The organism is Bacillus sp. URHA0034, from assembly GCF_056280405.1.
The window spans coordinates 3,574,049-3,595,554 of record NZ_JBWCDK010000002.1 but is presented as its reverse complement, the minus strand read 5'-3'; the positions used below and the strand labels follow the sequence as shown (position 1 = coordinate 3,595,554).

The following is a 21,506-nucleotide window of genomic DNA, read 5'->3' as shown; positions in this document are numbered from 1 at the left end:
TCCTTACTGGAATTTAATTCTTGGATCAACATAGGTATAAACAATATCCACAACAAGATTGACTAATACAAATAAAGTAGCTACTAGCAGTACCGAACCTTGAACCATTGGAAAATCTCTAGCAGCAATGGCATCAATCATTAATCTGCCTACTCCATTAATGGCGAATACTTTTTCGGTTATAATCGTTCCGCCTAGAAGGCTCCCAAAATTCAAGCCAATCACCGTAATAACTGGGATCATTGCATTTTTTAAGGTATGAACCCAAATGACCTTACGTTCCTTTACCCCTTTAGCTCTAGCTGTTCGAACATAATCAGCCCTAACCACCTCTAGCATCGAGGAGCGGACCATCCTGGCAATCATCGCAGCCGATCCAGTTCCTAACGTGATAGCTGGCAAAATCAACTGCTTCATTCCTTCAAAGGTAAACCATGACTCAGACAACCCAGCTACAGGGAGCCATTGAAGATTGACTGAAAACACTAAGATCAACAAAGCACCCAGCCAAAAGTTTGGAACGGAGATTCCCGCTAAGGCAAATGTCGTGGATGTGACATCCAACCAGCTATTATGTTTCAATGCTGAGATTAACCCTGCGAATATCCCGATAATAACTGCGATAATCATGCTGGCAATCGCTAATTTCAAAGTATTCGGAAAACGAATCGCAATCGCTTCCGACACTGGCTGACGGGTTTGGTAGGAAAATCCTAAATCACCATGAAAAATACCTGCCAGATAATGTCCATACTGGACTAAGAATGGATCATTTAATCCTAGATTGTCCCGAATTGCCTCCAAATCTGACGCAGTTGCTGTAGGTCCTCCTACCATCGCAGCGGGATCACCAGGAGCAAGGTACATGGATGAAAAGACTAAGAAAGAAATACCAAACAAAAGGAATACTAGCTGTACAAACCTTCGGACAATCATTGCAACCAATTTACGCCCTCCTCTATTATCATTTGTAAACCATTTTTTCTTTTTTCATTACGAAATGTTTAGAATATTTAAAATCGATTATATAGCAAAATAATTTAAAAATCTACATAAAAATACACATTTTTTTTAAAAAAATACACTTTTTCACTCCATTTCGAACTAAATAATCGTAATTATGCTGACAAAGTGTCAGCATTTATGAGAAATACATTTACTTTTCGATTTCCGAAGGGTACAAGGTTTATACATCATTTAGAAAAACGAAAAAACCCATCTAAGCGATGGGTTTTCGTCATTTTTTTATAATTTTAGACCTCTTCTGCTTTTAAACCTTCTTAATAGAATATGACTCTCGACACGGGTTATCCCCTTTAAAGCGTATAGTTCTTCATTAATAAATTTTTCTAAGGCGGCATGATTTTCTACCAACACATGTGTATGCAAGGTGGAAGGCCCCGTCATTTGATAACAGCTAACCACGCTTGGATTTTCTGCTAATGCCTCCGCTACTTTGACCAACGAGCCAGGCTCGCAATCAATATCAAAAAAGGCTGAAATCTCTTTTCCGGCCTTGCTGCTATTAATAACAACAGTAAATTGTTCAATAACTCCATCGTCAATTAATTTTGTCACTCGCTCTCTGACAGCAACCCGGGACAAGCCTAGTTCTTTTCCAATATCAACATATGATATTCTTCCGTTCTCTGTTAATAATTCTAATATATCTCTATCCACTTGATCCATTGTCCGAATACCCCCTCACTATTTTTCTTGTTAAGAAGTATTATAGAGAAAATTCAGACAAAAAGAAAGTATATTATTAGATTCTATTACAAATGGTGTGTCATATGCCTCATTCACCTACATAATGTTTCCCAATTAAGAGTGAGGATACCAAAAAGACGATACATACAATTAGCCCGCCCCTCTTTCATTTTCAAGCCCAATATCTTTGCTAATCTAATGGACGAAATGAAATCAAAAAAGCAGAGGGCAAAGCCCTCCGCCTTTTTGGTTATACTGTTTCCTAGAAAATTACGATTCACCTTTTTGTCGATCCCATGATGTTGGGAAAAAAACTCATGTATGTTAAAACTAAGCAGTTAGTTCTTCTATTAAACCCATTTGCAGGTTGATTAATCTATCAAGTCTTTCGCTAAGTCTTACCGTTTCAGCGGAGGTAAAACCTTTGGAAAGCCCTACAGTTATCATTTTTAATCGTAGATTTTCAATTTGTAAAAATAGATCCTCATTCGTCATTTGCGATAACCCCTTATATTAAAACTACCTGTGAGTTAAGTTTACTAGTTGTAAGCGAATACATGGAAATGGTTTTCATCATCAAATATCGACACTTTTTATGCTCATTATGGTGATAAATGTTGGGTTATTAGTATAGGGGTCGATAATACTTTTAATCCTTAACGAAGTCCCTCGGAATTTGGCGAACTTGGGAAAATAATAAACTCTATTAATTTTGTCTAATAGAATCAGTAAGGATTGTATTATTCTGTGATGCTTAATATCACATGAATAATATCGTCAGAACAGAATACATAAATAAGTAGGAGCGTGCATTTTTCAATATAATGATACTTTAAACGGAGGTTTGGAACATGAAAAGATGGTTGACTGTTTGGTCGGTCTGTCTCATATTTCTCCTTAGCGGCTGTTCTTTCTTCAACCTTACGTATGACACGCTTGACTATGCAAGAGATGCTTCTAGTTATTTAGACAAGGTTACCCAATTTGCCGCTGATACACCCTCTTTGGTTAAAAGAGCTGTCGACAATCAACAGGCAGCCGATGACCTCGAAAGGGAACTCCAACAAATGAAACAAGCGATTACAAAGTTTAATGAGTTGGATGCCCCAGAAACGGTGAAAGAGTTTCATCAACAGTTAATTGAACAAAATAACCGCTTAGTTTCCCAGATCGACCTGTACCTAGCTCAGCTAAAAAACGGACTGCTCGACCCCTCCTTCCTTAAAAACAACCAACTACTCCAACCCGTCCAAGAAATCACCAACATCATCCAACAAATCAAAAAACTCAAAAACCAAGTTAACGAAACACTCAATGTTTCAAATGGTGCCTGACACCAATATTACGGTTTTGACAATGTTTATGGTTTTATTGTCAGCCTATACCTGAAGTTTCCGAAGTTTGTCGTCATAGTTTAGCGAATGATGGAATATAGATAATATCATTCAACTAACAGATAAGGGTGGTATTAAATTGATGAATGAAACAGTGGTTTATGACGGGAAGCTTTTTATTGTTATTTACAAGTATAGTTCAGGTTATTGGGAACTACGGGAGAAGGACAGTAAATTTAATGTGCAGTTGGTCCATGAATCGGAAGTGCAAACAGTTGAAGAGACCGTTACCTCTTAAATAGAGATTCGTTTTGATGAAAGGGACCCATTATCTTTAGCCCAACTGTCCGAAAATTTTCATTTTTCAACCCCTATTTCCATCTTTATACACTTTATAATCGTGTTAGGAGCTGTTTTACTAACTATGATAATGGAGGTTTAAGAGGATGAAGCAATTCTGGACAGTGGCCATGCTATCGCTTTTATTGTTAGCAGGCTGTTCATCCAATGCTGCCGACAAGAAGGAAGCATCGGATGGAGAGACGCTTTATGGAAATAAGTGCTCAGCCTGCCATGGAGGCAATTTAAAAGGCGCGGTGGGACCACCTCTTTTAAATATGAGCAGTAAATATTCGGAAGATGAATTATTTAAGATGATCACTGAAGGATCCGATAAAATGCCAGGGCATCTTTTAACAGATGAAGAATCGAGAGTCGTTACCAAGTGGTTGATCGAGAAAAAATAAGTATTCACATAAACTACCGTGCAAATACAACTAAAGGTGACAGGCACCATGTGAATGATTCACATGGTGCCTGTCACCTTTAGACTTTCTACATTTTAGTGTCTTTTATGATCTTCTGGCGGACGTAATCGAGATGGAGGTACATTTGGTGGAAGGCTTCGAATGGATCTCGGTTGGCGAGTGCTTCATAGATTGCGGTATGATGGCGGATTGTCCGCTCTGGTTCACGCACCTTAATTTCATTATTAATCTTCACCAGCGTCACAATTAATGAATCAATCATCCCTTCAACGATTGGGTTGTCCGCACTCAAGGCAATAATGCGGTGAAATTCAATATCAGCTTCTCCATAGTCACCATCTTGGCAATTCTCAATAAAATCAATCGTCTGCTTTAATCTGACGAGCTCGTCCTCACTAATCTTCTCGGCTGCCATCGTGATTAACCCTAATTCCAATGCCATCCGTGCCTCTACAATCGCCTTCAGATTATCATGCGCTAACGCGAGCATGACGGAAAAGGGATGACTGCTAATCTTATTATTAAAGAAAGTTCCCTCACGTGTTTTCCGTGTAATAACTCCCAGGGACTCCAGCGAACTAAGCGCCTCACGCAGCACTGGACGACTGACATTCAAAATCTCTAGTAATTCCATCTCAGTCGGCAGCTTATCCCCTGGTTTTAACTGTCCACTTATTAATAATTGTACAATACTTTCTAAAACTTGCTTAGATAAAGTATTACGCTGTACTAATTCAATGTTTATTTTTTTCGAAGGATCTTTCATCTCCAGGCTCCTCGGGTCATATCTATTTTGTCATCTCTTCCCATTTTACCTGAAATGAAAAAAGGTTCAAGTGCCCACATCAACTGGCCGAAAATGAAAAATCGCTGCCAAGAAACCTGACAGCGAACAGCTTGCGTTATAGCGCTAAAACACGGCAAATATTTTCTGCTGTAAACTCAATATTTGCCTCCCCAGAATTCAACGCGTCCTCCAAAGAGGTCACTCCAGTTAATATTCCGATAATAGCAGTAAATCCATTTTCGTATAGAGGCTCCACACCCTTGCCAATCCGGCCGGCAAACGCAATCACAGGGATGGAATACTTCTGGGCAATCGTCGCAACACCAAACGGCGTTTTCCCAAAAAGCGTTTGCCCATCAATACTGCCTTCCCCTGTAAACACATAATCCGCACCTTGGATGCGCTCCTCAAGGCCGGTATACTCAATCACTAGGTCAACACCCTTTCGCAACTGAGCATTCAAAAAAGCCATCAACCCAGCACCAAGTCCACCTGCTGCACCGGCACCCTCCATATGGGCAATATCCTTATCCAGCTGCACTTTCATCACTTCAGCGTAATGAGCTAAATTCTGATCAAGCTCCTTCACGACCTCAGGAGTTGCTCCTTTTTGCGGTCCAAAAATAGCAGAAGCCCCGTTTTCACCGATTAACGGATTGGTCACATCACAGGCCACATCGATTTTGACATCTTTCATTCTTTCATCCAAGCCGCTTAAATCAATCGTACGCAGGCGGCCCAAGGCACCACCGCCAAGTGACAGCTCTTCGCCGTTTTCATCTTTAAACGAAACACCAAGTGCTTGAAGCATCCCTGCTCCACCATCATTGGTCGCACTGCCGCCAATTCCAATTAAAAAGCGGCTGACACCTTTGTCTAACGCATGTTTAATTAATTGTCCGGTTCCATAAGTGGTGGTCAATAAAGGATTGCGCTCTTCAGGTTTAAGTAATTCCAATCCGCTGGCACTTGCCATCTCAATAACAGCGGTTTGCCCTTCTCCCAAGAGACCATATTCCGCGATAGTTTTTTTGCCAAGAGGTCCAAGCACCTCAGTCTTGATTATTTCCCCATTCGTCATACTGACGAGCGATTCGACTGTGCCTTCCCCGCCATCAGCCATTGGAACGGTCACACATTCTGCATCAGGAAAAACTTTTCGGATTCCTCTTTCCATTGCCAGGGCAGCATTTTTCGCCGTCATACTTTCTTTGAACGAATCAGGCGCTAGCACAAACTTCATAACGATCCGTCCTTTACAGTTAATTAGAAAATAATTTATTTTAATAAGATAAGGGTGACAACAAAGTCACCCTCTATAGTTTTGATTATACTAGTATATTAATTAACGAACCAAGCACGGACGCTTGTTATCAAATTTCCAGCCGGGAATGTAGAACTGCATACCAACAGCGTCATCACGAGAGTTTAGGCCCATATTGTTATATAATTCGTGTGCCTTGATAATTTCATCCATATCTACTTCTACCCCTAAGCCTGGCTTATCAGGAATCGTTAAGTGACCGTCAACAATTTGGAATGGGTCCTTTGTTAAATGCTCAATACCTTCCTGCCAAATCCAGTGTGTATCAATTGCCGTGATTTCACCAGGTGCCGCAGCAGCCACATGGGTAAACATCGCAAGTGAGATATCAAAGTGGTTATTAGAGTGAGACCCCCAAGTTAGTCCCCAATCATGACACATTTGCGCTACACGTACGGAACCTTGCATCGTCCAGAAATGCGGGTCGGCAAGCGGTATATCTACGGATTGCAGGGAAATCGTATGACCCATTTGACGCCAGTCTGTCGCAATCATATTGGTTGCTGTTGGAAGACCTGTTTGTCTTCTGAATTCAGCCATGACTTCGCGGCCAGAGTAACCATTTTCAGCACCACATGGATCTTCCGCATATGTGAGAATCCCATGCATATCCTTGCAAAGTTCCACTGCTTCTTTTAAGGACCAAGCACCGTTTGGATCAAGGGTGATTCTTGCATCTGGGAATCTTTCTTTTAGCGCTTTAATCGCTTTGATTTCTTCTTTGCCTTCCAACACGCCGCCTTTAAGTTTAAAGTCTTTAAAGCCATAAAGAGCTTGTGATGCTTCAGCAAGGCGGACCACGGCTTCTGGAGTTAGAGCTTCCTCGTGGCGGATCCGGTACCATTCCACTTCAGAATCAGGATTGCTGTAATAAGGAAGATCGGTCCGATTGCGATCGCCGATATAGAATAAATAACCAAGAGTTTTTACCTTGTCACGCTGCTGGCCTTCGCCTAGAAGAGACGCAACTGGAACATTTAAGTGTTTTCCTAAAAGATCAAGTAATGCTGCCTCAATCGCGGTAACAGCATGGATGGTAATACGTAAATCGAATGTTTGTAAACCGCGGCCGCCTGAATCACGGCCGGCAAATTCTTTTCTAACATTATTTAAGATATTGTTATAGTTACCGATTGATGCACCGACTACAAGTTCTTTTGCATCTTCCAGGGTTTTACGAATTGCCTCTCCGCCAGGTACTTCCCCAACGCCGACATTGCCATTGCTATCCTTTAAGATGACAATATTTCTTGTAAAATAAGCCCCGTGTGCGCCGCTAAGATTTAATAACATACTGTCGCGGCCGGCAACAGGGTAGACTTCCATTTCTGTAACAACTGGAGTAGCATTAATAACTTTTTCAACTGTATTCATGGGGATTTTCTCCAATCAAAATGGTATAGTTTGGTTATAGGAGAACGTAGAATTCTATCTTGCTGCGTTCTCTATCGTGTTTTTCAATCTATTTAACGTGAAATTTCTACATTCGCTAATTTTTCATAGTATTTTAATAGACTGCTGTGGTCTTCAAATTCATGACCGTCGACTTTTAAGGCATACATCATTTCTAAAACAGCGGCTGTTAACGGAGCAGGAGTACCAAACTCATGGCTCGTTTCCATTGCGTTCGTTAAATCTTTAATGTGCAGGTTAATCCGGAAACCTGGGTTGAAATTACGGTCTAACATCATTGGCGCTTTTGCATCTAATACTGTGCTTCCAGCTAAACCGCCGCGAATCGCTTGGTAAACGGCCTCTGGATTTACACCAGCTTTTTGAGCTAGAACAAATGCTTCAGATACAGCTGCAATATTTAAAGCAACGATCACCTGGTTAGCAAGCTTCGTTACGTTACCTGCACCGATTTCACCAACATGTACAACCGATCCTGCCATAGCTTCTAATACATCTTTCACTTCTTCAAAAACTTCCTTCTTACCGCCAACCATAACAGAGATCGTACCATCAATGGCTTTTGGCTCGCCACCGCTTACAGGAGCATCTAACATTTCAACTCCTTTTTCGATTAGCGCTCTATATACCTCTTGGGAAGCAGCAGGTGCGATAGAGCTCATGTCCACATAGATTAATCCTTCATGTGCACCTTCGATCAATCCGTTTTCTCCGAGAGCAACTGCTTTGACGTTTGGAGAGTTTGGAAGCATCGTGATGACGATATCTGATTTTTCCGCGATCGCTTTAGGCGTTGATTCTACTTCTGCGCCTAATTGTTCGAGTTCTTTCGCTGCGTCTTTATTAAAATCACTAACGATTAACTGATAGCCAGCTTTGATTAAGTTTTTGCTCATCGGCTTCCCCATAATTCCTAGTCCAATAAATCCAATTTTCTTCATTATTCATTCACTCCTACGGATTTTTTATAAAAAGAGCAGTACAAGATTGTACTTTCCTTATAAGATGAGAATTGTCTAGCTTCAGCGACCAGCAGCTAGTGTCCTTCACTCTTCTCCCTACGATAAGTCAACATCGAATCGCTAGCGCTCTTCGTGTTTCCTTTATCCCTGTCGAAGCGCTCCAGGCCATACGCCGCTAGACGGTCGCTTCCGCTTTTCTATTTTTGACACCATAGGCAGCAAACTCCCTATTAAATGGGACATATCATGATTTACTGCCCGGTTGATTCAAAAGAAAGTAATTATCCAATAAACATATTGAGAATTAATACACCGATTAAACCAAGAATGGAAAGTGCGGTTGTATAAGTTGTTCTTATTTTGATTGCCTCACCGACTGATAAATTGAGGTATTCCTTAAACATCCAGAAGCCTGGATCGGTTACGTGAGAGAAAGCGATACTTCCGCATGTAACAGCAAGTGTCATTAATTCCATGCTTATTCCTGAGCTTTGAGCGATGGGCAGCACCACCCCGGCAGCAGTCATAACGGCTACCGTTGCTGAACCAAGAGCAATACGTAAGAGAGCAGCGATAATCCAAGCGAGTAAGATTGGAGACATGTTCCAGCCATCTGTGATATCTTTGATATAATCGGCAATTCCGCCATCAACAAGTACTTGCTTAAATGCGCCGCCAGCACCAATCACCAAGATGATCATTGCCATTGGCTTAACCGCATTGGAACAAGACTGCATCACATCTTTTAGAGGACGGCCGATTCTTGTCCCTAGAAGCCACATAGAGATTAAGAGAGCAATTAATAATGCCATTTCTGAGGAACCGATGAAATCCATTACATGCCTAAAACCGTTACCTTCTGGTAAAAATACAGTTGAGATAGCGTCAATGGCCATGAGTACTACTGGAATAAGAGCAACAAAAATACTTGCTCCAAAGGATGGCATGTCTTCTTCTTTAAACGTTTTGTTCGTAATAAGTCCATCAGGAATGATTGGATTAATCTTTTTAACAAATGAAAGTCTAGGCCAAGTAAGTGCGATAAAAGTAGCTACAGGTATAGCAATAATTAAACCGTATAAAAGAGTTAATCCCATGTGGGCATGGAAGACGCCAACAACAGCTGCTGGTCCCGGGTGTGGCGGGAGAAAACTATGACAGGTTGATAACCCGATTGACATTGGTAAAGCAACCCATAAAAGGTTTAACTTTGTTTGACGAACAATGACAAATACAAGTGGAATTAATAGCACAAAAGCTACCTCATAAAACATGGTAACGCCTAGTACAAAGGCAGCGATTAAGATAGCAAGCTGAACTCGTTTAATTCCCATTCTGTCTACTAAACTAGTAGCAATTCGCTGTGCGGCACCCGCATCAGCCATAACCGTTCCAAGCATAGCTCCGAGACCAACAATAAGGGCAGTTCCACCGAGCTGGCCTCCAAGACCATCACCAATGGTTTCCCAAATTTTATCCAACGGCATTCCGACGAGGAGACCGACAAATAAAGAAGTTAACAGAAGTGCGATGAACCCGTTCATTTTCAGCGGAATCATTAAAACAAGTAAAAGGGCAACTGCTAAGGCAACATACAATAATGGCATGTTATTTCTTCCTTTCCCTTGGGAAATTAATAGATTTGGTAAAGCTCTAAATCTTTTAAAACGTTTTCCAATAGCTTTCTGCTCTCCGGATTCATCTCTGCTGCAGGAGCAAATGCGTAACCAACATCAATTCCTACCATTCTTAACCCTTCTTTTAACACAACAGGGAATGTGGCTTTGTCCACAGCTAAGCGTAATGGCGCCAGTTTAAACTGCAATTCTAGTGATTTTTGATAGTCACCAGCCATAAACGTATTGTAAATATCGGCTACTAATTTAGGAGCGATATTCCCTGTGCTTGCGATGGCACCAGTGGCACCGTGACATAGACCTGCATAAATGAGTGTGTCGCGTCCAAGTAAAACGGAAAAGGATTCGCGCGGGGTTACCCTCAAATACTCAGCCGTTTTCGTAAAATCTCCGCTTGAGTCTTTTATTCCGATAATGTTGTCAACCTTACTAAGTTCTTCACACGTCTTCACATCAATTTTCACTTGGGTACGGGCTTCATTCCCGTAAAGGATGATTGGTAGATTTGTAGACTTGGCAATGGCCTTAAAGTGATCCGCTAACTCAGTTTGCGTAGGTGACATAAAATATGGAGTAAGTACGGATAATGCTGCAACACCGCCAATTTCCTCAACCATTTGAGCTGTTTGGATACAGTCTCTCGTAGTGATTTCACTAGCCCCACAATAAACAGGAACCCTTCCAGCCGTGTGATCCACTGTTACTTCCACGACACGGCGTTTTTGCTCAGGTGTTAAACCATAAATTTCGCCGCTGCTCCCTAGGATAAATAATCCATGGACACCGCCTGCAATGGTGTAGTCGATGACTTTTCGTAATGCCTCTTCCATCAATTGACCGTTTTTATCTAATGGTGTGACTAATGCGGGGATGACCCCTTTTGGCTTAAACATTTTTTTACTCCTCCCAGCTGTTTAGATTCTTGCTTTGGACAAGAAGATTTTAAAAATTGTACATTTGTGAATCTATTCACATACTTTGTTTTTATAAAAGATTATTTATTACGACAAACACTATATCTAACTTCGTAATCATAATAACCTATCCTGTAAACAAGTATGTGAATGGTATGACAAATTAACGACATGTGTTGATTGACTGATTTCGAGTTCGTGAATCATTTCACATATCCATCGTAAACGGTTTCGCTGAAAATTGCTTCGTTCATTTTGATAAATTTTATCTAGATGTTTTTAGTCGTTTGACCAAAATCCTTTTTTAAATGGGTAAAAAATATGAACGAACATTAGTCAAGTGACTAATTATTGACGATTTTATCAAACGTGATAGAATTTTTTTATTTTTTAGTAACCGTTTACATTTTTTATTGTATAATTGTCTTACAAATAAATCATCATTCAAATTGCTAATAATACTTGTTCTTTTTTGGGCAAATAAACAAATGCCTCTTTTTATTATATTAAAAACAGAAAAAGACCGGAGGGAAAACGGATGAAAATGTATCAAGCCCTAGCACAGGAAATCGCCAATAAAGTAATGAACGTCATTCCCTATAATGTGAACATCATGGATGAGATTGGTTTAATCATTGGCTCGGGTGACCCTAAAAGGATTGGCACCTACCATCAGGGAGCCATTTCCGCGATTGAGCAGGGGACGATTGTTTCGATCTATCATTCGGAGGAGGGCTCCCAGCCAGGTGTCAATATGCCCATCCATTTTCGAAATAAAATTATGGGTGTGATCGGCATCAGCGGTGACCCAAATATTGTCGGACCGTTTGCGGAGTTAGTCCGAGTAACTGCCGATCTCTTAATCAACCAAGAGTTTCTATTCAGAGAACGCCGGATCCAAGAACAGATGAAAGAGGAATTTTTATTTCAATGGGTGTTCCGTTCTGAGGAATATGATGACGAAATGAAGAGCAGCGGTGAGGCGCTTGGCATTAATCTTGATATAGAACGAAAAGCGATTGTCGTGAAGGGCCGCCACCATATGGAACCTTATCTGCTAGAACAGGAATTTTCATTTAGACTCAACCAAGATAGCATTCTTTATGTGATCCCAAGTGAGAGCGATCTGCTTAAAAGAATCGAAGTCATCCAATCGCCGAATGGAGTCAGAGTTGGACTCGGCAGCAACTATACGATCGTATCCAAGTCCGTTCATGAAGCCCGGCGTGCCATAGAAATTGTGGAACGGATGGATCTCCCGCAAACCATTTGCCATTATCAGGAGTTAAAATTTATTGATTACCTAACAAACAAAGAGCTCTCTTTTGATGAAATTACTGACTTTTATAAAGAACACGCTGAAAATCAAAAAGGGCAAGAGCTGATTGAGACCTTGATTTGTTATATAAAAAACTCAGGTGACATGAATGCCATATCGAAGGAACTTCATATTCACCGGAACAGCTTGGCTTATCGATTACAAAGGATTGAAGTTTTGACCAATAAAAATCCGAAAAATTTTATGGATTTGTTCCAGCTTTTCACGGGGTATATTCTTTATAAAATGCAAAAACAGCCTTTAAAAACGGGGATAAGGGTGGGATAAAAAAAGAAAAAGTCCATTGACTATCGGCTTTTATTTATTTGCCTGGTTTGAGGAGCTTTGTATAAGACGGACTCTATTAGACAAAACCCGGCCATCTACTTCGTAATTTGTCCTTTAGACAGACTCTATCGGACACATTCCTCACGTCAATCAAATAATTTGTCCATTAGACAAGCTCTATTGGACAAATTCCTCAGGTGTCTAGTCATACTGTCAAATAGCCACTATTTAATAGACTAAATATCAAATCCCCATCGGAAACTGTCCAATAGAAATACTTAACGCCCCCGCCTTAGCGGACAAACGTAATAAAATCCACACTTACCGGTTCGAAGCCTTCTTCTCGCAGGAGCCGATTAATCTGGCCCCGGTGGTACTGGCCGTGAAGCGCTACATGGGTAAGGATATCCCCGACTGACGTCGAAAACTCCTCTCCGGTACTATTCTTATACACAATGACATCCTCCATGGTTATCGTTGATAAACCTCCAAGAAGTCTGGCAAACTTTTGTTGATTTTTTACCAGCAGCTTTGAACACTCCTCAATCGTAAGCTCTGTCCAGATTGCTTGAGGATTACTGTCTAAGCCTGTAAGTCGATTAATCCATACTTCTTCTGCAAGCAGGAGATGAGAGAACAATTGTTTAGTCTGGTGGTTCCGATCCCCTTTGGCTTTCAGTGCTTCAAGAATTCGCAGATTGGCCCAATCTACATGCTGAAACATCTTAATAATGGTGTTCATGATTCTAACCCCTCCATTATCTCGTTCTAAGATTTTTTATTTCATGTGCCAATTTAATCAGTTCTTCTTTTTGGAGTAAGACATCTACATAGTGACGCGGCAGGCTCTCGTATCCACAAGCCAAACCCGCAAGACCCCCAGCGATTGCAGCCACTGTATCACTATCATGACCCTCATTTGCCGCTCCTACCACGACGTCTGTAAAAGTTTCAGCAGTTAACAGCCAATAAAGGACCCAGTTCATGGTATCCACGACATAGCCACTAGGGAGGCAAGCTGGCCTTTGACCAGTTAGGACAGACTCATAGATCGTTCCTTTGACCTCCTCAGTAATCGTCTCTTTTAACGTTGCACCTTGAAGAACACGGTAAGCGATTCGATTGTAAAGGACGCAAGCATCATCTGCTTTAGAATCATAATGTGTCATTTTTGATTGTTTTCTTGTGACAGCTTCGATTTCATCTATGTCCTGATAAGCCAAGGCCACTGGTAAACAGCGCATTAAGGTCCCGTTTCCCGCTGACAATTCGTCAAGATATTCATAGTGGGCCTTTTTAGCCGTCTCAAACCAGTTTCCGTTAAATGAACCCAACACAGTCCGAACAATTATGCCTATATCCTTTGGGTTGGAATGATACCATTTTAAAAACTCATCCCCGATTGCCTCGACTGGGTCTGTCGGATTCTTCAAGATCCCGTTGGCAACTGCCATTGTCATCGCCGTATCATCCGTGGTTTCCCCCTTTTCCAGACTCCAAACACCGCCACCGCTGATTTCTTTTAATTGCCCATATTGCGTCTGTATTTCCTCTTTGGTTAAAAATTCTGTGGTGCCGCCTAAAGCATCACCGATTGCAAATCCCACTAAGGCACCTTCTATTTTTGTTATCAAAAAAATCACCTCGCCTCTATCTTACAACATTGTTAAAAATTGGTATAGTTATCCGGATTTACTCCTTTTGCCAAACTAAGCTGATTTTTTTAAAAATAATCATGAACGATAAAATCATAGGAAATTCGTCTGAAATTGCTTAAATCGACTCTAAATTTTTAATTTAAACGGCAAAAACCTCCGATTCAACTCCAATTATCCTTTAAATTGGAAATTGTGGAATTCGAGGTAAACCTTCTTTCTCGGTATGGTAAAGCTACCTAGGAAATTGATTGGAACGCGCGCGGGTCCTGGAGAGGATCTTAAATATGGATAACTTTGAGGAGTTAGCAGAACAATATACGCCTATGATTCATCGAATCTTACAATCTCTTTCGATTTACCGTAACAAAGATGAATTCCATCAGACAGCGTTAATTGCACTCTGGGAAGCTCAGATAGGATTCGATCCCCAAAAGGGAAGCTTCACGAATTATGCTTATAGCTATATCAAAGGGAGGTTATTACTTGAGCTGACAAAGCGCAGCCGGTATGAGGCCGGAAACGTGTATCCAAAAGAGGAATATTGGGAGGCAGTGGAAGGCGATTACTCCGATATTCCGCTCGAGGTGGAGCAGCTGTTATCGTATTGTGAAGGTTTATCGGAAAAGGAAACCAAGTGGGTTGTGGCTGCCTTTGCGGAGGATTTGTCTGTCAAGGATATGGCAGCACGGGAGAAGGTATCGGTTTCGGCTGTGAAACAGTGGAAAATGAGTGCACTTAAGAAGCTGCGAGCAGGTCTTGCGTTTTAGTTAGAGATGGTCCGAAATGGTGAAGGTTTTTGTCGGCAGTATGGATATTAAACCGTTTTTTCCCGTTTCCCTTAGCTGGAAGGGGCTGACAAACTATTTTTTCTCTCAGCCTATCCTTTTTGCCCCTAAATCTATATATAGAAGGCGAAAGGAGGTGATAGACCATGGCAGAAGCATTACTAGAAGGAACAAAACTACGCTTAGTATTTGATGGGGGTATTGATAATCAAGGACATCAAATTCTCAAATCAAGAACCTTCAGCAACGTCAGAAAGGAGTCAACCGTAGACCAGCTATTTCAAGCAGCACAAGCCATCACAGCACTATGCAACGACTCACTACACAGTGTAGAACGCAACGACAACTTCGAAATCCTAGGCTAAACCTTCGGCTTCGGAGTAACGTAACGGTAGATTGAACTGTCCTTCTGGAGTAGACAGTGTCCACGTTCGGTGCCTGTCACCAAATGCACTAATGGCACCAATGACACCAACGATACCGTTAACAGCATTAATATCTCTTGTATAAGGAAAAGGAGGTGAATAGTATGGCAAAGACGTTGGAATTGCAGTTTGGAACAGAGTACGGTAAGACGGCCCGGATCTCGGTTGATAATCCAAAGGAGCCGATTGATGAGGAAGTGGTTAAGTTATCGATGGCACAAATTATTGCTGCGAATGTTTTCACGACTGGAAGCGGCAAGTTAGTGGCTTCAAAAGGAGCCAGGGTAGTCAACCGTGACGTAACAGATTACGAACTTGCTTAATAACGGGAGGCCGGATTCGCAATGAAGCCGGCCTCTTCTTTATTCAAGTTAATCCAATGGAGAAAGGAGATGAATGTGGTGGAAAATATCATTCCCCTCATAAGTGAAGTGGGTTTCCCGATTGTCGTGACCCTTTATCTGTTATATCGCATTGAGTCAAAACTAGATCTAGTCGTTCAGTCGATCCAGAATCTCCCTGACCGAATGAGGGAACGCATATAAAATATAAGGAAAGCCACCTGTTCTGCTCCTGGTGAATAACTGGACACATGGTGGCTTTCTTGTACTATTCTAGGGAAACCCCGTTACTCTTAATAAGGCAAAGACCAGTTTGATTAAATCCTGCCTCTACTTCATGTTGTTCCACTCAAACTCTATCTTACTTTTCCTTAATGTGGACACCCTCATCGTTGCTAACAATCACTATATCAGTCATGTTCGTAAAAAGGCCGGTTTCTACAACCCCGAGTGTAAGTTTTAACTGTTGATGCAGATCACCCGGATTGGTGATCGAGTTAAATTGACAATCCAAAATAAAATTACCATTATTCGTAGTAAAGATTTTATCTTCTTTTATTCTTAATTTCGGTGTACAATCCAGCTTCGCTAGTCTTTGCGCCGTTTGTTCCCAGCCAAAAGGCACTACCTCCACCGGTAAGGGGAAGGTTCCAAGTGCTGGTACCAATTTAGAATCATCGACCACAATAATAAGCCTGTCTGCTGCTGCATCCACGAGTTTTTCGCGAAGTAACGACCCTCCGCCACCTTTGATTAGATTGTAATCGGGGTCCACCTCATCGGCACCATCAATAGCTAAATCTAATCGACTGACCTCGGAAAAATACACTAACGGGATGCCAAATTCCTTGGCCCATCCTTCTGTCCGCACCGATGAAGGGACGCCTTTCACACTGAGACCTTCACTGACTAATTCACCTAATTTTTTCATCATCCAATAGACAGTAGATCCTGAACCCAAGCCAATGACCATTTTATCCTGGATATATTCCACTGCTTTTTCTCCAACAGCCTTTTTCTTTAAATCGACACCACTTAACACAAAAACCACCTCGTTATTTTTCAAAATCAATCCATTCAGGTCAGGTTATAAACATCACTCAAATGAAAAAATATAATAACAAAGGCCGGTTTCATAATGAAGCCGGCCTCCTGTTGTTTATTCGGCAATTTCTAACTCGATGTTATTAGCAGCAAAAAATTCAAGTGTTTCTTCAGAAACATGCTTGTCGGTAATAAATATATCCATCTCATCAGGACGGGCAAAGGTTGCACTAGAACTTTTATTCATTTTACTATGATCCAGCAAAGCAATGACTTGATTGGCAACAGAAACCATCACCCTTTTTAATTCCACTTCATACAGAGCTAAAATCAGAAAGCCCATCCCTTGTGTTAAAAGCATAAGCCGAGGTAAAAAGAAGATCGATATTAATCTTTCTTAACAGTTCTTCTCCTAAAAGCCCTTCAACAGAATTAGAAGAGTTCCGGACAATCCCGCCAATGATAATGACCGTTAAATGAGGATTTTCTTTTAGCATCGCGGCCGTTGCGATTCCACTGGTTACTACCGTTAACTTCATTTTTGTCTCACTTAGATACTTGGCAAGTTCAAAACATGTCGTACTCGCATCTAACAAAATACATTGCCCTTCGTGGATATACTTGAGCGCACTATAGCCGATTCGTTGCTTTTCAGCACGGAACTTTTTTTCACGATTTTCATAGGTTTTATCAAAAGTATTATCCGTTTCCTCCGCTTTCAGCATAGCCCCGCCATGAGTGCGAATAAGCAGACCTTGCTTCTCCATCTGGTTTAGATCCGATCGTATCGTTGCTGCAGATATATCAAGTAAATTAGTTAAATCATTTACGGTTACTGTTCCTTTTTCTGTCAGAATCTCTATAATTAAATTTCTGCGTTGATCAGCGAACATAGTTTCACCCTTTCATTTATTTTCGATAATTTACTAAACATTCTTCCAAAATAATATTAGTAACCATATTATAAAGGTTAATAGCTAAAAAGTCCTGTTAAAACGCTGATTACGCTAAGTTTTTTTTCTTTTATTTTATATTGACTTTCAATTCATTTTGTTTCTCTTTGTTTCAAAACGAAAATCCGATAAATACTGATAAAGAAAGAAAGAAAATACAAAACCGATTTATCTCCATATTTAGCGGGTAATCCGTTAGAAAAATCCCCTCCGTAGATAATAGACACATTCCCAGTCTATCAACTACGGAGGGGATTTAATCATAGGAGTAGTTTACCTGCACTTTTTAAAATGGGATTCTAGTTGATAAAGGATTTGCTGGAAGCTATCAATTTCCCAGGCTGCCCTGCCAACGAAAAGTCCATTTACATTTTCAAGATTAATATATTTAAGAAAATTATCATGATTAACGCTGCCACCATACAAAATGGGGATCTCCATCCCAGTATCATCAAAAAGTCCAATCAAAGTTTGACGGAGAAAATCATGAATTTCTTCCACGTATTCCGCATCGGCAGGAATTCCTTGCTCCCCAATTGCCCATACAGGTTCATATGCAATTAATACCCCTTTAGCCTGCTCCTTTGACAATCCCTTTAAACAAACCTTTAGCTGTGCGGATAATGTCTCTTTTGAAATCAAATTATTCTTCTGTTCTAAGTTTTCACCGATACAGATAAGTGGTTGAATGGAGTACTTTAAAGCAGCAAAGACCTTTTTATTAATGGCTTCATCGGTTTCATTATAATATTGCCTTCGTTCCGAATGTCCTAGTTCAATCATGTCTATGCCGATTTCATCTAACATTCGTGGGGAAATCTCACCCGTATAGGCGCCACTATCCTCCCAATGCATGTTTTGTGCACCCAAATAAATAGTTGAACTGGAGATAACCTCTTTAATCGGGACCAGAGATGTATGGGAAGGGATAATAAATAACTGGATGTTAGGCGAAATTGCCTCTGCAATCTTTTTAAGCCCGTTTGTAAAGTCCAAACCTTCAGCAATTGTCTTCGTCATTTTCCAGTTGGTACCAATCCAAATTTTCTTCAACTTAGATCCCCTCCTCTTTATCTGCTGCCAACTAAATTTAAGGCTTCTTCTAAAATGGTTCTAACTGTACTCTCGTTAGCCTGTAGGTTATCTACATCTTTTCCTCTTACTTCTACAGCGACACGAAGCCCCTTTTCAGATTGAAGGCTGAGCTCATCTGCTTTTCGTAAAATATCACTGATTTTTCCTACAGTTAAGAATCCCGGTTCGCCGATTTCCATATGGTAATCACCATACAATGGGCTTGTTTGATCCAAAACCGCATTGGAAAAATGAATTTGATGGGTGTGGGATTTCGCTAATACCAAAGCATCCAAAATGTCCTCTCCATTCAGGGCTGCATGGGCCGTATCGAAGGCTAGACCAATATTTTGATAGTCCGTTTTGACTCTTGAAAGTAATTGGACCGTTTCATCCATGGGACCAATCACACGTTTCTTATGCGCATAGCGATCAAGATGTTCAACCAGCACATTTATATGATAACGAGAAGCTTCCTCACAGATTTCGCACAAACTCTCATAAAATCCTTCTACAGCCTCTAATCGTCGATCAGCACCAGGATCTGCCCCAGGAACAAAAGCAATATTGGAAGCACCACACTCTGCCGCTAAATAAATGCTTTCCTTTATCCTTTTAACGGATTCCAGACGAAGTTGTGTATCCACAGAAGACACATCTAGATTGTACTGATCAATTAGAAAAGTTAACCATTGGGTAAGTTGAAAATGATGCTTCTCCTTTAATGCTAAGATCGCTTTTCGCTCCTGTTGATCTTGTCCGTCCCCAATTTCATAAGATTGATAGAATCCTTGTTCTGCCATTTTTTCAATTAAGCTGACCGTAAAGCCTTTTTCACTTTTAGCGGGAAAATAAATCTCCGGTACAAGCAGGGATGGAATAAATTGAGTACTCATCTTCATTTCTCCTTTATCGATTATTAATACTGACCATGTCTAATTTTTGCTGATAAGCCTGAACCGCGTCTTCAGGGGTACCATTCTGATGAATAATGGTATTCAAACCGGCCACCACACCAACTGGATTTCGATCCAGGGTTATGTTCCGGCCAACCGCAATCCCCTTGGCACCTGCATCAAAGCAATGCTTTACATATCGAAAATAATCAAGGAGGTTAGCGGTTTTGGGACCTCCTAAAACAAATACTGGACATTTGGCCGATTCTATGATTCTAGCATCCTCTGGTTCTCCGGTAAGTCTTGTTTTAATAATATCTGCACCAAGCTCCATCCCAAGCCGTGCAGCAGCGGCAATCTTTTCGATCTGATTGGATTCCAGGCTTGTCACATGGTAGCTATATGGCAAGGTTTCACACATAAATGGGACATTCCATTCATCCGCCGCTCTTGCAAGGTCCCAAGCAATTTTATGAGAGGCTGCTTCGTTTTCCGCCCCAGGAAAAGTCATCGAAATGACACCGTCGGCTCCAAGCTTCAAGGCATCTTCGACCGAAAGTAAAGCAGTTGTGTCAGGGATCCGTGCATCAAATACACTTGTAGATAAGTCAGCACGTACAATCATCCCTAGATTTGCAAAGGATTTTGCATATAATTTGGCCATACCATATGTAACAATGACAGCATCTAGTCCGTTTTCAACAAGACTCGGGAGCAAATCAATTGTTTGATCAATACCTTCTGTTCTAGTTGAAAAATAATAACCATCTAGTGCCAGCGTAATCGATTTTCCATCATTTGCAAAAATCTTAGACATTCTTCTTGTTTTGGTCATATCGTTCTCCTTTGTTTTCAACTTTCCACTTCAAATAGAAGTTTCTTTTAAAAAAGACCTCACGGCGGAGATCTTTTTACATCTTACAATGCTTCCACTTCGGTCTCTTTTGGCAGCAATTCAGCTTGAACAAGAATCTTTTTCAGTTCCTCAATCTTTTCTGCACTAAGGGAACGAGCAGGAGCGAGAACATGTGTAGAGATAGCTAATCCTCTTAATTTCATCGCTTCTTTTACAACACTAACAAACGGGGAATCCAACTTATACATGGTCGGCATGAGAGCCATCCGTTTATGTAAGGCTAAAGCTTGATCGAAACGGTTCTCTTTAAATGCCTTATAAACACCAATTCCCAATTCAGGGGCAATATTAACACTTGCACTAATTGCTCCATCTCCGCCTAGACTAAGAGTAGGGAAAAGATGATCATCAAATCCGGAAAAAACAGCAAACTCAGGAAACTTTCCTTTTACCGTCAAAATCATATCTCGGATATGTGCAATACTTTCAACAGTCTCTTTAATTCCAACAATATTATCATGTGCTTCGACCAATTTAAGGACAAAGTCTGGACTCAAATCTTGTCCTGATAAGCCAGGGTAATTGTAAAGGAAAATTGGTAAATGCACGGAGGCCGCAATTTCACTATAATGGGCAAATAAATTTTCTTCTGATAATGGCCAGTAGTAAGGATTGATGATGACAACACCGTCTGCTCCTTCCTGCTCTGCATGCCGACTTAAAGCGATTACTTCACGAGTATTCGTGCTCCCTGTACCAATTAATACGGGCACCCTTCCATTCACATAGCTCGTTGCAAAAGAAGCAACCTCCTTACGTTCTTCAACCGACATCTGAGTAAATTCTCCGCCGCTTCCTAGAAAGAACAATCCGTCGACACCGGAATCAATTAAGAAGTCAATGACTGTCGCCATTCCCTTTTTATCTAGTTCTCCTTGCTCGTTAAAAATAATCGATACTGGTGGAATAATCCCTTGAAATTTTACTGACATATGACTTCCCCCGTTCATAAATGGATTT

General features: G+C 40.9%; 27 protein-coding genes. 8 read left to right on the top strand and 19 right to left on the bottom strand.

The annotated features are described in order from the left end of the window. Positions 1-3: 3 nt before the first annotated feature. From nikB to ACZ9EE_RS19305, 3 genes are all read right to left on the bottom strand, one after another. Positions 4-945, bottom strand: a complete 942-nt coding sequence (gene nikB, locus ACZ9EE_RS19315) for a nickel ABC transporter permease (RefSeq protein ID WP_476029615.1) — start codon at positions 943-945, stop codon at positions 4-6. 300 nt (positions 946-1,245) lie between these two features. Continuing rightward, a complete protein-coding gene (locus tag ACZ9EE_RS19310; RefSeq protein WP_476029613.1) occupies positions 1,246-1,689 on the bottom strand; it encodes an Lrp/AsnC family transcriptional regulator in 444 nt (147 codons plus the stop codon). 351 nt (positions 1,690-2,040) lie between these two features. Beyond that, complete coding sequence (locus ACZ9EE_RS19305; RefSeq protein ID WP_098531386.1) at positions 2,041-2,205, bottom strand: aspartyl-phosphate phosphatase Spo0E family protein; 165 nt, start codon at positions 2,203-2,205, stop codon at positions 2,041-2,043. Between the two features lie 356 nt (positions 2,206-2,561). Between ACZ9EE_RS19305 and ACZ9EE_RS19300 the strand changes: the two genes are divergently transcribed. The 3 genes from ACZ9EE_RS19300 to ACZ9EE_RS19290 all read left to right on the top strand — a co-directional run bounded on the left by ACZ9EE_RS19300 (position 2,562) and on the right by ACZ9EE_RS19290 (position 3,790). After that, entirely contained in the window at positions 2,562-3,044 is a 483-nt protein-coding gene (locus ACZ9EE_RS19300; RefSeq protein WP_476029610.1) for a DUF6376 family protein, read from the top strand. A 139-nt stretch (positions 3,045-3,183) separates the two neighbouring features. Beyond that, a complete protein-coding gene (locus ACZ9EE_RS19295; protein WP_476029608.1) occupies positions 3,184-3,342 on the top strand; it encodes a hypothetical protein in 159 nt (52 codons plus the stop codon). Between the two features lie 148 nt (positions 3,343-3,490). Then, on the top strand, positions 3,491-3,790 hold the full coding sequence (locus ACZ9EE_RS19290; protein WP_476029606.1) for a c-type cytochrome: 300 nt from the start codon (positions 3,491-3,493) through the stop codon (positions 3,788-3,790). Between the two features lie 88 nt (positions 3,791-3,878). On the opposite strand, the gene ACZ9EE_RS19285 is transcribed toward ACZ9EE_RS19290, so the two are convergent. The 6 genes from ACZ9EE_RS19285 to dapA all read right to left on the bottom strand — a co-directional run bounded on the left by ACZ9EE_RS19285 (position 3,879) and on the right by dapA (position 10,827). After that, a complete protein-coding gene (locus ACZ9EE_RS19285; protein ID WP_476029604.1) occupies positions 3,879-4,577 on the bottom strand; it encodes a FadR/GntR family transcriptional regulator in 699 nt (232 codons plus the stop codon). A 136-nt stretch (positions 4,578-4,713) separates the two neighbouring features. Next, a complete protein-coding gene (locus ACZ9EE_RS19280; RefSeq protein ID WP_476029602.1) occupies positions 4,714-5,841 on the bottom strand; it encodes a glycerate kinase in 1,128 nt (375 codons plus the stop codon). A 102-nt stretch (positions 5,842-5,943) separates the two neighbouring features. Further along, positions 5,944-7,296: a glucarate dehydratase gene (gene gudD, locus ACZ9EE_RS19275; protein WP_476029600.1), complete on the bottom strand. Its 1,353-nt coding sequence runs from the start codon at positions 7,294-7,296 to the stop codon at positions 5,944-5,946. A gap of 92 nt (positions 7,297-7,388) precedes the next feature. Beyond that, the gene (garR, locus tag ACZ9EE_RS19270) at positions 7,389-8,276 is read right to left on the bottom strand and encodes a 2-hydroxy-3-oxopropionate reductase (protein WP_476029598.1); all 888 of its coding nucleotides are present in this window, start codon (positions 8,274-8,276) and stop codon (positions 7,389-7,391) included. Positions 8,277-8,578: 302 nt separating this feature from the next. Continuing rightward, positions 8,579-9,904: a gluconate:H+ symporter gene (locus ACZ9EE_RS19265; protein ID WP_476029596.1), complete on the bottom strand. Its 1,326-nt coding sequence runs from the start codon at positions 9,902-9,904 to the stop codon at positions 8,579-8,581. A 26-nt stretch (positions 9,905-9,930) separates the two neighbouring features. Further along, on the bottom strand, positions 9,931-10,827 hold the full coding sequence (gene dapA / locus ACZ9EE_RS19260) for a 4-hydroxy-tetrahydrodipicolinate synthase (protein ID WP_476029594.1): 897 nt from the start codon (positions 10,825-10,827) through the stop codon (positions 9,931-9,933). Between the two features lie 559 nt (positions 10,828-11,386). Between dapA and ACZ9EE_RS19255 the strand changes: the two genes are divergently transcribed. Continuing rightward, positions 11,387-12,454, top strand: a complete 1,068-nt coding sequence (locus ACZ9EE_RS19255) for a CdaR family transcriptional regulator (protein ID WP_476029592.1) — start codon at positions 11,387-11,389, stop codon at positions 12,452-12,454. Between the two features lie 292 nt (positions 12,455-12,746). On the opposite strand, the gene ACZ9EE_RS19250 is transcribed toward ACZ9EE_RS19255, so the two are convergent. Together ACZ9EE_RS19250 and ACZ9EE_RS19245 are read right to left on the bottom strand one after the other, a co-directional pair. Next, positions 12,747-13,196, bottom strand: coding sequence for a DinB family protein (locus tag ACZ9EE_RS19250; RefSeq protein ID WP_476029590.1), 450 nt, complete (start codon positions 13,194-13,196; stop codon positions 12,747-12,749). Positions 13,197-13,212: 16 nt separating this feature from the next. Continuing rightward, the gene (locus ACZ9EE_RS19245; RefSeq protein ID WP_476029586.1) at positions 13,213-14,097 is read right to left on the bottom strand and encodes an ADP-ribosylglycohydrolase family protein; all 885 of its coding nucleotides are present in this window, start codon (positions 14,095-14,097) and stop codon (positions 13,213-13,215) included. 299 nt (positions 14,098-14,396) lie between these two features. Between ACZ9EE_RS19245 and ACZ9EE_RS19240 the strand changes: the two genes are divergently transcribed. Both ACZ9EE_RS19240 and ACZ9EE_RS19235 read left to right on the top strand, forming a co-directional pair. Beyond that, a complete protein-coding gene (locus ACZ9EE_RS19240) occupies positions 14,397-14,879 on the top strand; it encodes a sigma-70 family RNA polymerase sigma factor (RefSeq protein ID WP_476029584.1) in 483 nt (160 codons plus the stop codon). A gap of 164 nt (positions 14,880-15,043) precedes the next feature. Then, positions 15,044-15,262, top strand: coding sequence for a DUF1659 domain-containing protein (locus ACZ9EE_RS19235; RefSeq protein ID WP_476029582.1), 219 nt, complete (start codon positions 15,044-15,046; stop codon positions 15,260-15,262). Here the strand turns inward: ACZ9EE_RS19235 and ACZ9EE_RS19230 are convergent. Next, positions 15,254-15,433, bottom strand: coding sequence for a hypothetical protein (locus ACZ9EE_RS19230; RefSeq protein ID WP_476029580.1), 180 nt, complete (start codon positions 15,431-15,433; stop codon positions 15,254-15,256). The two genes, ACZ9EE_RS19235 and ACZ9EE_RS19230, sit on opposite strands and share 9 nt — an antisense overlap. Between ACZ9EE_RS19230 and ACZ9EE_RS19225 the strand changes: the two genes are divergently transcribed. Beyond that, positions 15,427-15,645, top strand: a complete 219-nt coding sequence (locus tag ACZ9EE_RS19225) for a DUF2922 domain-containing protein (RefSeq protein WP_476029578.1) — start codon at positions 15,427-15,429, stop codon at positions 15,643-15,645. The genes ACZ9EE_RS19230 and ACZ9EE_RS19225 overlap by 7 nt on opposite strands. A 69-nt stretch (positions 15,646-15,714) precedes the next feature. After that, on the top strand, positions 15,715-15,867 hold the full coding sequence (locus ACZ9EE_RS19220) for a YvrJ family protein (protein WP_476033013.1): 153 nt from the start codon (positions 15,715-15,717) through the stop codon (positions 15,865-15,867). Between the two features lie 157 nt (positions 15,868-16,024). Here ACZ9EE_RS19220 and rpiA read toward each other — a convergent pair whose 3' ends face one another. The 7 genes from rpiA to ACZ9EE_RS19185 all read right to left on the bottom strand — a co-directional run bounded on the left by rpiA (position 16,025) and on the right by ACZ9EE_RS19185 (position 21,478). Continuing rightward, entirely contained in the window at positions 16,025-16,705 is a 681-nt protein-coding gene (gene rpiA / locus ACZ9EE_RS19215; protein WP_476029576.1) for a ribose-5-phosphate isomerase RpiA, read from the bottom strand. A gap of 117 nt (positions 16,706-16,822) precedes the next feature. Further along, positions 16,823-17,068 carry a hypothetical protein gene (locus ACZ9EE_RS19210; protein WP_476029574.1) on the bottom strand — a complete coding sequence of 82 codons (246 nt, stop codon included), beginning with the start codon at positions 17,066-17,068 and terminating at the stop codon, positions 16,823-16,825. Then, entirely contained in the window at positions 17,022-17,600 is a 579-nt protein-coding gene (locus ACZ9EE_RS19205) for a DeoR/GlpR family DNA-binding transcription regulator (protein ID WP_476029572.1), read from the bottom strand. Before ACZ9EE_RS19205 ends, ACZ9EE_RS19210 begins: the two co-directional genes overlap by 47 nt. 333 nt (positions 17,601-17,933) lie before the next feature. Further along, positions 17,934-18,713 carry a triose-phosphate isomerase gene (locus ACZ9EE_RS19200; RefSeq protein ID WP_476029570.1) on the bottom strand — a complete coding sequence of 260 codons (780 nt, stop codon included), beginning with the start codon at positions 18,711-18,713 and terminating at the stop codon, positions 17,934-17,936. Between the two features lie 17 nt (positions 18,714-18,730). Continuing rightward, positions 18,731-19,630, bottom strand: coding sequence for a sugar phosphate isomerase/epimerase family protein (locus ACZ9EE_RS19195; protein WP_476029568.1), 900 nt, complete (start codon positions 19,628-19,630; stop codon positions 18,731-18,733). A gap of 13 nt (positions 19,631-19,643) precedes the next feature. Continuing rightward, complete coding sequence (locus ACZ9EE_RS19190; RefSeq protein WP_476029566.1) at positions 19,644-20,465, bottom strand: class I fructose-bisphosphate aldolase; 822 nt, start codon at positions 20,463-20,465, stop codon at positions 19,644-19,646. Between the two features lie 83 nt (positions 20,466-20,548). Beyond that, positions 20,549-21,478: a dihydrodipicolinate synthase family protein gene (locus tag ACZ9EE_RS19185; protein WP_476029564.1), complete on the bottom strand. Its 930-nt coding sequence runs from the start codon at positions 21,476-21,478 to the stop codon at positions 20,549-20,551. Positions 21,479-21,506 lie beyond the last annotated feature (28 nt).